7 protein-coding genes are annotated in these 13387 nt (G+C 51.4%); all 7 read left to right on the top strand.

Annotation, left to right across the window (positions count from 1 at the left end; translation table 11 throughout):
* Positions 1-28 precede the first annotated feature (28 nt).
* The 7 genes from AC3G2T_RS03440 (at position 29) to AC3G2T_RS03410 (ending at position 13333) form a co-directional block, all read left to right on the top strand.
* Positions 29-1783: a methyl-accepting chemotaxis protein gene (locus tag AC3G2T_RS03440; RefSeq protein ID WP_488434543.1), complete on the top strand. Its 1755-nt coding sequence runs from the start codon at positions 29-31 to the stop codon at positions 1781-1783.
* Positions 1784-2039: 256 nt separating this feature from the next.
* Positions 2040-3248 (top strand): S-layer homology domain-containing protein, encoded by a 1209-nt coding sequence (locus tag AC3G2T_RS03435; protein WP_488434542.1) that lies wholly within the window; start codon positions 2040-2042, stop codon positions 3246-3248.
* A gap of 852 nt (positions 3249-4100) precedes the next feature.
* A complete protein-coding gene (locus tag AC3G2T_RS03430) occupies positions 4101-9296 on the top strand; it encodes a glycoside hydrolase family 78 protein (RefSeq protein WP_488434541.1) in 5196 nt (1731 codons plus the stop codon).
* Between the two features lie 255 nt (positions 9297-9551).
* Complete coding sequence (locus AC3G2T_RS03425) at positions 9552-9746, top strand: hypothetical protein (protein ID WP_488434540.1); 195 nt, start codon at positions 9552-9554, stop codon at positions 9744-9746.
* A 46-nt stretch (positions 9747-9792) separates the two neighbouring features.
* Positions 9793-11514: a methyl-accepting chemotaxis protein gene (locus AC3G2T_RS03420; RefSeq protein ID WP_488434539.1), complete on the top strand. Its 1722-nt coding sequence runs from the start codon at positions 9793-9795 to the stop codon at positions 11512-11514.
* Between the two features lie 30 nt (positions 11515-11544).
* Positions 11545-11982 (top strand): OsmC family protein, encoded by a 438-nt coding sequence (locus AC3G2T_RS03415; RefSeq protein WP_474680324.1) that lies wholly within the window; start codon positions 11545-11547, stop codon positions 11980-11982.
* 112 nt (positions 11983-12094) lie between these two features.
* Positions 12095-13333: an MFS transporter gene (locus tag AC3G2T_RS03410; protein WP_474680323.1), complete on the top strand. Its 1239-nt coding sequence runs from the start codon at positions 12095-12097 to the stop codon at positions 13331-13333.
* Positions 13334-13387: the final 54 nt, after the last annotated feature.

The raw sequence follows: 13387 nt of genomic DNA, 5'->3' as shown, positions 1-13387 counted from the left end.
TTGGCGATTCGGAAGGGGAGATGGGATTTTGGGGGAGAAGTTTCAATTATTTTCGGGCGGTGCGGCGTTTCGTTTGTCCGGGCTGCGGAATCTCAGGCTTCGTTTTAAATTAATGCTTATGAACGGCTTTGCGATCGGCTTTTTGCTCATTGTTGGTTCCACGGGCTACTACTTCATGGATAAAATGTCGGAAAACTCGTCCCGCATGTATGAGGAAAGCTTGCTCTCCGTACAATGGATCAACCAGTTGAAATCGAGCTTTAACGAAACCGAATCGGAAATTTTGGAAATGATGCTGACCGTCGATATGAAGTACAAAAGCAAACTGCAGGCTCAGCTTGACGCATCGATAAAAGCCAATGACGAATTGGCTGCGAAATTGTCCGAAGTTCCTTTGAATGAAGCGGAGTCGGCCGGTTTTAAAAAGTTTGAGCAGTTGAACGCCAAATACCGGGAGCTGCTTGCCGCAACGATCGAACATGCGACGAAAAATAATCAGGTTGCATACCAGGTGTACAACAACCAGCTTTCCCCGCAAAGCGAGCAAACTTTGGCCGCGCTGAATGAGTTGGCGGCATTGAAGGAAGAAGCGGCCAAACAGTTCCGGAACAGCAATGCGAAAGATTCCGCCCGCGCGCATGCGATCATTGTCGTTACGATTATCGTGGCGATTCTCGTGCTGACCGGAAATGCTCTGCTATTGAACGTATTGCTGACGAATCCGATCGGCAGTTTGCAGGCTCAGCTGGAGAAAGCGGCTGCCGGCGATTTGTCGGTTAAAGGTGACTATCCGTACAAAGATGAGGTCGGGCGTCTGACAGGTGCTTTTAATGCGATGACGGAAAACTTGCGAATCCTCGTCGCCCAGGTGGCAGATAACGCGATCACGCTGTCCGCCAGTTCGGAGGAACTGCTTGCCGGTTCCGGACAGAGCGCGGAAGCGGCCAGACAAGTTGCAGTATCCAGCCTGCGGCTTTCGCAAGATTTTGAGAAGCAGTTTGCCGGCGTCATCCAGGCGAATGAGGCTGTGAGGCAAATGACGATGAGCACCAAAAGGATCGATCATTCGGTGCAGGAAGTCGCCGTTCTGGCGCAAGAAGCTACGGCTGCAGCGCAAAACGGCAAGCGGTCCGTCGTATCGATAGCCGGACAAATGCATGAAATTGCCGACTCCGTCCGGGAAGTGAACGCCGTCATTGAGGCGCTGGGCCGGAACGCCGATGAAATCGGCAACATCGTCAGCGCCATTAACGAAATCGCCGCGCAGACGAATCTGCTTTCGCTCAATGCGGCGATCGAAGCTGCCCGCGCCGGGGAAGCGGGGCGCGGCTTTGCGGTTGTTGCGGGGGAGGTCCGCAAGCTTGCGGACCAGTCTTCGGCCTCCGCGAGGCACATCACGACCCTGGTCGCGACGATTCAGACTCAGATCCGTCGCGCAGTCGTGTCGATGTCGGCCGGGGCGAACAAAGCGGAGCAGGGACTGGCCGTCTCCGATCAGGCTCAAGAGTCTTTCACCGACATCGCCGCATCGGTTGAAAAAGTAAACGTCAAGGTGGAAGACGTGAACCAGGCCATCCGGGAGCTTGCCGATTCGAACGGGCGGATCGAAGAAGTGATGAATGTCGTGAGCAGCGTATCCGAAACGGGAATCGGCGTTAGCCAAGAAGCGTCGGCGGCCAGTCAGCAGCAGCAAGCTGCGACGCAAGAGATCGCAAACTCCGCGAAATCGCTGGCAGGCCTCGCCGAAGAACTGCAAATTTCTTTGCAAAAATTTATCGTTTGAGATAAGTAGTGATTGATTATTTTGTTACAATATGGTATTTTAATGTTCAAGAGAATACCGAATGTGTGCGGAAGAACCGCCCATGTTGTCGCTTATGAAGCTATAACGACAACGTGGGCGTTTTTGCGTTAAATTGGATGATTTTGGAGAAAAATGGTAGACGCTCACAGAAATGCTGTGTCATACTTTATGGCAGGAAGTCACATTTTGAATGGCCGCCAGGCAGCACACATTTATAAAAGGGGAGATTCGTTTTATGAAAAAAATAATTTCTTTCGCAGTACTGATGTCGGTTTGCAGCGCCGGCTGTGAAGCCAGCGAAATTACCGGCGCGGCGGAAGCGGCTGCGCAGTCGCCCGCAGTCGTTGCGTTAAGCGACGTTAGCGGGCACTGGGCGGAGAAGCAAATTGCAGCCGCCGTCAAAAAAGGCTACGTAGACGGCTACGAGGACGCCGCTTTTAGGCCGGAGCTTAACATAAGCCGGGCCGAGTTTTTGAAAATGGCCGTAACCGCGTTAAAGCTTGACGCTGCCAAACCGGAAAGTAGAGATAGCTGGTACACACCTTACATCAACTCAGCCGTAAAAGCGGGAATCCACCGATGGAGCGATTTTACGACAGGCGACTGGAACACCCCGATAACCCGCCTGGAAATGGCGAGACTCGCCGTGCGCGCCACCACCAAAGACTTGCAGCATGCAGCCGTACACATGGATGATAAATCTTTCATGTACAACGCCACGAAAACGGGACTGATCCAGGGACTCGCCGGCGGGGAACTGGGAACGGATAAAGCAACGACAAGAGCGCAAAGCGTAACAATCATCGAGAGGATACTGACCGTGAACGCGGGCGGAAAACTGGAAGTGGACAAATATGCTGTGAACAATGCCGAGCTGGCACTGAAAAAGACTAACATTTTCACGGTTATGCCTGAAATTTTTGGAGGGGAACAAAGTGTACCGTGGAATCCTGAAAATTTGTCGGTGGAAACAGGGGACGGTCTGTACAAGGGCACGATCGATCAAATCGTAGCTATTGACTTGGAAGATCCGAATGATCCGAATTTGGGATTGTTGGGGGATATCAACAAATTGAAGTGGTTCAACGGCAGGTCATATGAAAATAGCCCTTATATCACTAAAGGGTATATGAATAGTTATGTCCTTTATTTCAAGGGGCATGTTGACTATAACAAGGACACAGCAATCTATAAGGAGGATTTTAATGAACCTATAATCACATTGTATGGTTTTTATGATAATGCAGATACCGATAGAATTAATGGAATTTTAAGCAGTACTGCGCCGTTGTTTACAAATGTTGCTGGTGATATTCCGGCGTTGATTATCTCCAAAAGAAGCATTCCAGACGGTTATGTAGCCATTTCTATGAGTGCTCCAGCTATACCACCGGCGCCAAATTACAACAGAGAAATTTTTCATAGTGCAACACAAAAAAATTAATATTAAGCAAATAAAAGGGGGGAATAAATGCGATTCAAAATAAAGTATGTAAGTATCATTATGCTGATTCTACTTGCTATTCAGATTTTTCCGATACAATATATGAAATGGCCATTTGCTAGCGCAGTAATGGAAACATTTGATGAAACAAGAGATATGACATATGCTACTAACTATCAGGGAGGTTATCAAGCTGTCTACAGTGATGCTAGAAATGCAAACACTAATCCATTTACTGTAGCTGCACCTATTGGAAAAGTAATTAAAGAATTAGCATTTTTTCAGGATGGGCAAAAAGTAAAAACAATTGAGGAAGCAGTTGGCTTATCTACTTGGAGAACTTCGGGATTAAATTTTGAAGGTACTCCTGTAGATGTGGAGTCGAAAGCAAATGACACTGCTCAAGGATACTTTGCATGGTATAGGTACACGCCGAATAGTCCAGGAAAAACGCTTGATTGGTATCAGGATGGAGCGATCGGGTGTTCAGATCATTCGGGTCGGGATTATACGGAAAATGTTAATGGATATTTAATGCCCGTAAGTCCAGATTGTTCTGGGGCGGGATTATCACTTAAGGCAAATCGACAAAAGCCATATTTGATCAATAATACCACGACAATATCCTCTTCCATCGTAAATGTTTCTGATATAACGGCGACTGTTAGAAAATTGCCAGGCGTGCCTGTTCCGGGCCCTGACGGTGTTCCTAGTGGTTATATGGATTCAGCAACTACTCAATATGTACAAACTAAAGGTATTACATCCGATAGTTACGAAGTCTTTTACACACAAGACTTAAATTATAAATCTTTGTATGATAAACAACTAGCATTGCCCGGAGCAAAAGTAATGGTTTACTACGCTGCGTTCTCAGTAGATCTAAAATCAAACACCTATAAATATCCCGATCATATTGAAATTTCTTATGAGAACGCAACTGGCCTTCCGAACTTGGGAAATATTAATATGGCTTTGCCCACCTGTGTTGAAGCGGGTAAAGCGGCAACGTTTACTTTCACCTTTTCCAACTCGGGTGGAACGAACGTAACTTCTTCCTTCAACGTAAAAGTACTGATTGACGGATCGACGTTCAAAACGTTTAGTTATTCAGGGTTAGCAGCGTCATCGAGTAAAACTGAAACTTTTACCAAAACATTCGGAGGAACGTCGAGCTATTCGGTAGCTGTCATCATCGATGCTGTAAGCGGGGAAAGCGATACGGCGGATAACAGCAAATCATATTCGGTTACACCCGTTGCCTCTTGCAGTGGAGGCGGCGAAGGGGGAGGCCCTGAGGTCGTAACGGCCAACTTTACCATCGAAAAATCCACGATGCCTTTCGGTCAATCCAATACCTTTTATCCAACTGTTTCCATAACAGGCGGTCAAGATTGCACGCTCCAGACCGTTACATGGACCGTCACGCAAGGAAGTTCAACTTGGTCTGTCACAAATACACAAGCCAGCAACCAAGGCTTTAATGGCCCGCCTTATCCCGGAGGGATCGGAGTAGGAAGCGTCTCGGTTATACTCAAGGTTGTAACGTCATGCGGCACCGTCCAAACAATCGGACCGAAGACGTTTACGATTACTACGCCGGCTTCATGCACCCCTTCCAATCAACCGCCGGTATTCAAAGCGGGCTTTGTTAACCACGGGAACAGCGGGGCAGTGAATGCGGTCACAAAAGCGTTTCCCGGCGATTGGCTGGACTTGCAAATCATTTACGATAATCAGTCGGACCCTCCGTATCCGCGGGATGTGGACGGCGATGCCTTTTATTTTACATGGGATTGGGCCAGCGCAGCGGCAAAAGATGCATGGCTAAAAAAATATGTGGACCTATACGGCAGCCCGTACACGCACGATGATCGCTATTCTTTTGGCTTCAGCATGATATTGACGGCAGCTGAGATCGGTATGCATTCCATCGATGTCTATGCGACGGACTATTGCGGCAACACGTCAAAAGTAACGGCTAATGTGGATGTGACGTACCCGAATCCGATACCTGTAATCTCTATTCCGCCCAAAGTCGTAGAGGGCAGAACATTTACTCCGCTCATTAGCGGAGTCTCCAGCTACAGCCCAAAAGGAAATTCAATCGTCAGCTTCGATTGGCACGGCACGTACTCGACTTATTATGCAAGCCCCGGCGATTATACGATTCAATTGGATGTTTGCGATAGTGCCGGATTTTGCTCTTTGGCACCTGCTGTCAAAATTCTCCCCGTGCAGCCCGATTTGCCGCCCATCGTTCAGATCGTGAACCCGGGCACAGGAATGCGCGGAAACCAAATGGTGTTTCAGGATACCAGTTACAGCCCGGACGATGATCCGATCGCAGTTCATACGAATAAGATCACCTGTGATACGAACAATGACGGTTCCTATGCAGATGAAACGTCTATAACGGTTTCCAAGGACGCAAGCGGATATATTTTTTATACGCCAACGCGGGTGGGCAAGTGCAAGATGGATATATTTATTCAGGAAGGTTTGGGGTATAAAAAATCCGCTTCGAAGACAGTCTACTTCGAAGTTGACAATGATTCACCGAATGCCACGTTTACGATGGCAGGGGCGTACAATCCTCCGGCACTAAGCTTGCCGACGCCGATCTCTATAGACGCGCTGCTCGGGTATTCGCGAACTTCGTTAGATGGCGATATGACGACCGGTTCCAACTGGTATAAAACAAGCAGCGGAACGCTAAAGAACGCGGCTGTCTACGATGTACCGATTTTGACTAATAACAATGTCCCGTATAACGGAATTGATTTGAGCCAGCCCTACACGGTTGCAAGTTCTGCAAAATTAGAATGGGAATGCTCCAATTTTTGTGCGGATAAAGCATCAAATTACAACGATCCATCCGGCTTGCGCTCAGACAACCACAGCGGAGCGATCCCGTTTTATTCTGTTTCCGGCGCCTATTACGTCAAAAACGTCGATGGTGTTCAGCAATGGGCGGTTTTATCGACGGATACCGATCATTGGAACTTCGGCGATGTTCGCAACCATATTACGCCAAGCAAAATTACAGCCGTGAGTCCTGACTTGTCCAAGTTCGCTTATGTCATAACAGATCAACCGACATATGCACCAACTATCATGGAATCCTGGTTGTATATCCGAAATGGTTCCGATGGCAGTCGCCTGCAAAAAGCTCAGTTGACTTACAGGGAAACCATTGCCGGAACGTACAAGAATCTGATTGTCACATCGGGAGGCAGAGCCTACGATTGGGACGGAAATCTCGTTTGGTCGGTCCCTGCCAACGCTTGCATAGTTACAGCCGGCAATCATGGAGCTTATGCCATAACAAAAGACGGGCAGCTATATTGTGCCGTGGCTACCGGGGGAACCGTTCAATTAACCCAAATCAATCTAAACAATGGCACTTTAACCAAAACTATGACTGTGGGCTCGTTCGCACACGGAAGCAATGATGCCGGCGATTATTGGGACGTTGGCACGTACATACAAGCTCTGAACATCGTTAATGAGGGCGAATTGGTACTGCAAGTGCATACGGTTTGGCAGTCAAGGGCGTCGGGTGGAGGAGCGCACACCTATTACGATGATCGAGAGTTTTACTATAGCGGTTCGCTTACGTCTACTGCCGGGAAAGAACCTTATTTCACGTCCGGACAGCTGTATAACCCGGCGGCCAACAATCAAAACGGCGAGTTCACCTACGCGTTTAAGTTTTCGGGTACAACGAAGGCGAACGAGACCGCCGGATTTTCCTTTCGGATGAAAGACCGTTTGAATTTTTATCGGGTTGAAAATGACACGAATACCACCTCGCTCATCGCTTATGTAAACGGCGTTCGGACGGTCATCAAATCGAAGGCGTTTCCGATCCCGGCGAATACTTTTACCAGCGGCAAAATCAAAGTCTCTGCCGACCATATTAAAGTTTATGTGAACGGGGCATTGATCATCGATATATACGACCGGGCAATTGCCGAGAACGGCATGTACGGGATTTATTCGACTAAGGCGGGTACGGAGTTTAAAAACGTTACCGTTCTGGACGGACCGGGTACGAAATATTTGGGCAACGTCGTCGTCGTCGGCAATCCGATACAGTACTCGGTAAATTACGCCGATCCGGAAGGCGATCCGGCACGGCCGGAAACGGTGAAATGGACATTTACGAACGAGCAGCCGTACAAATATCTCGATGCAGGGGACGGCTACTCGGATGCGCCTCCGGCCAACTCATACGATAGTCAGGTCGTCGGTTCGCCAAACGCTTCGCTTTATCGCGTCGGGTATTTTAAGGTCGATTATCAAATTGCGGACGACCCGTCGCCGCGGCCTTACACTTATGCGGACGGAACGTTCAGCTCCTACAGCAAATTGTCGGAGCCGTACACACAGTACGTCAAGGCGGTTCGTCTGCCGGTTGCCCTTTTTACGGTGTATGAAAACGCGGACCATACGCTGGGATATACGGATCAAAGCTACGATCCGGACCACTGGCTCAGCACGACAAACGTTCAAGCCGGCTATGAAAATAGCCGCGGTATTTTCGACCGATTGTGGAAGTATACGGCGCCTGACGGCACTGCGGCCTACGGATTCCCGAGCCGGCCGAATCAAAACGGCACTTACGTCATCAGCGAAGCCGTCATGCAGGAGGATGGGCTTTGGAGTGATTGGTACGATCAAAGCATCAATGTAAGCGTGCCGGTTGCGAACAATCCGCCGGCAGCGGTCCTGACGTTCCCGGACGGAACGCAAGCAAGCCCAAGCTACGTGAACACGCTGACCCCTACGATTACGTGGAATCAGACGGATCCCGATGCGGGCACTGTTTTTGCAGCGTATGAGGTCATCGTCAAGGACGAGGGCGGCAATGTCGCCGCCGCTTCCGGAGTTCAACCGCAAGGGACAACAGCATCAACCGCTCAGTGGACGCTGACGCAAAGCTTGCAGTTGGGTCAAAAATATCAAGCTGCCGTCAGGGTCAATGACGGTCTTGTCTGGTCCAGTTGGTCGAATATCGGCTGGATGGTTACCAATCGTCCGCCGGTGGCGGCGATGACCGTTCCGGATGGAACGCAAGCCAATCCAACGATTGTTAACAGCTTGCAGCCGACGCTGCAGTGGCGGCAGACTGACCCTGATCCGGGGACAACGTTTACGTATTTTCAAATTCAGGTGACGAATGAAGCTAATGACGAGATGATCCTCGATTCCGGCCAGCACTGGCAGGGGACCGCTTCCAATACGGGGACGTGGGCGGTGCCTGTGGATTTGCCGGCCGGCCAAAAGCTGCGTGTTCGCGTTCGGGTTTTTGACGGGTATGTCTGGTCCCCGTACTCCGAACAGACCTGGATGTACATCAATCGGCCTCCTGCCGCTGATTTTGACTGGTCGCCGAAGCCCGTATGGGAAGGGGATTGGGTTCATTTTACGAATCTGTCGTCGGATGCCGACGGCGATCCGTTAACTTACGAATGGAAGATTTCGACTCCAAATGGAGACGTTGCCGTGTTCAGGACACAGCACGCAGCTTATCTTTTTGGCATACCGGGTCCTTACACAGTATCGTTGACGGTTTCCGACGGATATGCGTCGGCTCACGCGGAAAAAATCGTCGCGGCGTCACCGTTAACGATTCAATCGGATGTGACTTATACGGATCGATGGCTCGCCTACCATGAAAGCAAAGGGCACCGAACGACCGAGCATCCGAAGGACTTTTATTCGGGCGAAATATTCATTGTCTCGACCCGAAGCTCCCCGGCTCCGGTTGCCGAAGCTTTGGCCTGGATCGATACGACAGGGCTGGACGGCCATTCTTTGTATGTATCCGACAAGTTAGCGCCTGATCCGGCCGACCCTGCTTCATTCAGAGGGCAGCTGTTCGATGAAAGATTTCTTTCTCTTACCGCGGGGCTGCCTGAAGGGCTGCAGACGATTCATTTTCAAATCCGTTACATGAACGGAGTCGTGCGAACGGAGGATATTGCCGTCCGTATCATCGGCAGCGCAAACAAAACCGTTGGCGTTCATCGGGTTCAATGAATGAGGGTGTTGACAATTGCATATGGTACGTAGTATTATATATAAATTGATATAAATGAAGTATATAAACACTTCGTACCAAAACCTCATTTACCCCTTTGAAATGTTTAGCGAGATGAAAGCAATTCCCTTCCATGTTTCTTTCTCCTTACGCGCAAGATGCTCATTTACAGGTAAACCCGAGGCAGGCGTTACAGTGTTTCGGCAGGCGTTTGTTAGACAATTCTCACTGGCGCGGTCATCGGAGCCGCAAGGATGGAAGAGAGGCAGGGCTTTCGTTGTTTTGATTCAGACACGCTTCTTATGCAAATTCATGAATATCAACTTTATAAAGAGGCCGTTTCTTTGTCCGGCAGGATGAAGAAGCGGCCTTTATTTGCTTTACGGAAGTATGTTTTTGATGCCGGAAATTCCCAAAAAACATTGGGCAAAGAGAACGGTTTCATGTAGAATAATGTCAAAAAGCATAAGGGATTAGGAAGGGGAGTTTCTCAGGTTGAACAGTTTGTTGGCACGCATGGTTTTGTTTTTCTCGGGTCTTATTTTGATTGCGGGAACGGTTCTCGGATTTACGCTGTACCGCTCTTCCGGCAAGTTGGTGGAAAATTCCATGGGACTTCAGGCAAAGGCCGTAGCGGAACGCGCGGCCAAGCTGATCGATGCGGAAGCGTATGCGGGCCTGAGTCTCAAGTCCGGAGCGGAAACGGAATATTATAAAAAGCTGCGTGCGGAGCTTAATGCATTGCGGGAAACGAACGGCTTCAAATATGTATACACGCTCGGAAAAACGGAAAAAGACGGGAAAGCCTCCTACGTTTATATGGTGGACGGGGCTCCGGCCGATGCGAAGGACGGGGATTTTTCGCCTTTGGGGAGCGAAGAGGGGCATGGCTATCCGGGGATGATCAAGGCGTTCGAGGAAGGACAGGTCATGAGCGGCGATTTGTCCAGGGATGAGTTCGGAGCGACGATTACCGCCTATGTGCCGTTTAAAGGGAAGGACGGCAAGCTGCTTGGCGTCGTCGGGGCCGATTTGGATGCGACGGAAGTTTACGCATTGATGGATGCTTCCAGGAAGACGATGATCGGCGTCGCGGCGGGCGTTTTTGCCGTTAGCATGCTGGTCGTGTTCGGGCTGGCCCGCTACTTGACGCGGCCGTTAATCAGGCTGACTGCGCAGGTGGCCAAAGTCGGCGAAGGCGATATGACGGTCGAAATCCCAGTGAACTGCAAGGATGAGATCGGAGGGCTGGCGGCGGCTTTCGGGCTTTTGGTATCCGACACGAGGACGGTGATCCGGGGGATTCGCGGCAGCTCGGACAAGCTGCTCGGCGCATCGGTAGGCGTGGCGGATCACGCGCGCCATACGACATCGGCGAGCCATGCGATCGCGGCGAACATCCGGGAGGCGTCGCAAGGCGCGCAGACGCAGGTGCGGCACGCGGCGGAAATGACCAAGGCGATGGAGGAAATGACATCCGGGATGCAGCGCATCGCCGAATCGGCCTCCATCGTCGCGGAAGTGTCGAAGCAGACGACCCGGGATGCGCACCGCGGCAACGCCTCCATCGTCACGGCGGTCAGCCGGATGGAGGCGATCGTGACGACGTCGGCGCACATGGCCGCCGCAACGAAGCATTTGGAAGGACGATCCGGCGAAATCGGCGAGATCGTCTCGATGATGGCGGAGATTGCGTCGCAGACCAATCTCCTGGCGCTGAACGCGGCGATCGAAGCGGCGCGCGCGGGCGAGAACGGCCGCGGCTTCGCTGTCGTGGCCGAGGAGGTGAGGAAGCTTGCGAATCAGTCGCAAGCTTCCTCACAGCGGATCGCCGAGCTGATCGAGGCGATCCTGGAGCAGACGGCCTCGCTGTCTGCCAGCATGGCGGCGAGCTCGGCGGAAGTGCAGGCCGGCCTCGGCATCGTCCGGGACGCCGGCGGCGCGTTCGGCGACATTGTCGCCGGGCTGGAGCGGATGACCGCGCAGCTCCAGGACGTCTCCGCCGCGTCGGAGGAAGTATCGGCCGGCTCCGAAGAAGCGGCCGCGTCCGTCGACGAGCTGGAGCGCATTTCGCGGCACGCGGCACAGCATTTCCGGGAAATCGCGGACTCTTCCGGCTCGCAGCTGGTATCCATGAACGAGGTAAGCCAATCCGCGGATTCGCTTAAAGCGATGTCGGCGGAGCTCAGACAGCTGATCGATCGTTTTAAAGTTTAACGTCTACAGGGACAGGGGGGAGCGGCAAGTATGGGCATTCATCGGTTTGAATTGGCGGCCCGTTGGTCGGGAGGTTTGCATGGCGCCGGAGAGCTTGCTTCGGGCAAGCTGGACACCGCAATTTCCGTACCGGCGGAGCTTGCCGGTCCGGGCGTCGGAAGCAATCCGGAGGAGCTGCTGCTCGGAGCGGCCGCGGCCTGCTATCTCATTTCGCTGGCGGCGCTCGTGCAGCGGCAAGGAATTGAACGGCTTGAGCTTGTATCGGAGCTGTTTGTAGCCGCAAACCCGGCGATGAAGGTCGACAAAATCGTCCACAAACCGGTTATCGCCGTCCCTGCAGGTTTTATGCCGGAGCAGGCGGATAAGCTCCGCAAAGCGGCCGTTCGCGCGGAGCGAACCTGTATGATCAGCAAGGCGCTCAAAGGAAACGTCGACATCGTCGTCGAACCGGAGCTGCATTTCATGTGACCGGTCATATGACTTCATTCACTAGACGCTGGCCCCCCTCATTGGATAGACTGGGATGGAAAGGGGTGCTTTTTCATTTATGTCACAGTCTGCATCAACCCAGGCGCCAAGCATGCGTACTTTTTTTGCCAACCGTTTCGTCCAGGCGATTTTGCTGTCGGGCCTGTTTCTCCAGATCGGCATTTGGGTCCGCAATTTTGCCGTACTGCTTTACGTTACGGATCAAACGGGAAATGATCCTTATGCGGTTTCATTAATCTCCGTCGCCGAATATGCACCGATCTTTTTGTTCTCATTCATCGGCGGAACGTTTGCCGACCGTTGGCGGCCCAAGCTGACGATGGTATGGTGCGATATACTTAGCGCGGTTTCGGTGTTCGTCGTTATGTTCACGCTCGCTTACGGTTCCTGGAAAGCGATTTTCTTTGCAACGCTCGTATCTTCGATTTTGTCGCAATTTTCCCAGCCGTCCGGTATGAAGTTGTTCAAGCTCCATGTGCCGGAATCGCAAATCCAACTGGGCATGTCCATGTACCAATCGATGTTCGCGATATTTATGATACTCGGTCCGATCCTGGGCACCTTCGTCTACTTCCATTTCGGCATTGAAGTCGGCGTCGGCATTATGGGCGTCTGCTTTCTGATCTCCGCCCTCGTTCTTACTTTTCTGCCGCCGGACCGCCAAACCGAATCTTCCGAAAAGCAGGAGCCTACGCATATTTTCAATGAGATGGCGCAAGGCTTCAGGTACGTGTTCAAGCGCAAAATACTGCTGATGCTTGGCGGATGCTTCGCCGTCGCAGGACTGGGACTCGGACTGATCAGTCCGCTCGGTCTTTACATCGTGACGGAAAATCTGTCCCTGCCCAAAGAGAATCTGCAATGGTTTATTGCGACTAACGGCGTCGCGATGATTATGGGCGGCGCTTTGACGATGGGGTTCAGCAAAAAAATGACGCCCCAGGCAATGCTTGTCGCAGGCATGGTCGTCAGCGTCGTTACGATCTCGGTTATGGGCAATACCCATCTGTTATGGCTTGCGCTTGCCGCCCAGTTCTGCTCGGGCTTCGTCATGCCGGCCATTCAAATCGGCATCAGTACGATGATTCTCGGCTACACGGATGAAGCTTTTGTTGGCAGGGTAAATGGCATCCTGAACCCGCTCTTTATGGGAGCGATGGTCATTACGATGAGCTTGGCGGGTTATTTGAAGGCACTGTTTCCGCTTAATTCGATCTATCTGGCTTCCGCAGCTTTATTTGTTATCGGTGTCATCGTGATGCTGCCTTCGTTGAAATACAGGCCTCAATCGCAGAGCGAGGGAAGTCCGGAAGCGCAGACGGCATCTTAAAAATCGAAAAAACCTCGGTCTCGACGGCATCGGCCGTGGAAGATCGAGGTTTTT

Source organism: Paenibacillus sp. sgz302191, from assembly GCF_057749925.1.
The sequence above is the reverse complement of the archived record's forward strand: the minus strand, read 5'-3'. Positions and strand labels throughout refer to the sequence as shown.

Bases quoted from the DNA above. Each gene is read 5' to 3' on its own strand.
- AC3G2T_RS03435 (WP_488434542.1), top strand. From the start codon at position 2,040: ATGAAAAAAATAATTTCTTTCGCAGTACTGATGTCGGTTTGCAGCGCC.
- AC3G2T_RS03430 (WP_488434541.1), top strand. From the start codon at position 4,101: ATGGTTTACTACGCTGCGTTCTCAGTAGATCTAAAATCAAACACCTAT.
- AC3G2T_RS03425 (WP_488434540.1), top strand. From the start codon at position 9,552: ATGGAAGAGAGGCAGGGCTTTCGTTGTTTTGATTCAGACACGCTTCTT.
- AC3G2T_RS03415 (WP_474680324.1), top strand. From the start codon at position 11,545: ATGGGCATTCATCGGTTTGAATTGGCGGCCCGTTGGTCGGGAGGTTTG.
- AC3G2T_RS03410 (WP_474680323.1), top strand. From the start codon at position 12,095: ATGCGTACTTTTTTTGCCAACCGTTTCGTCCAGGCGATTTTGCTGTCG.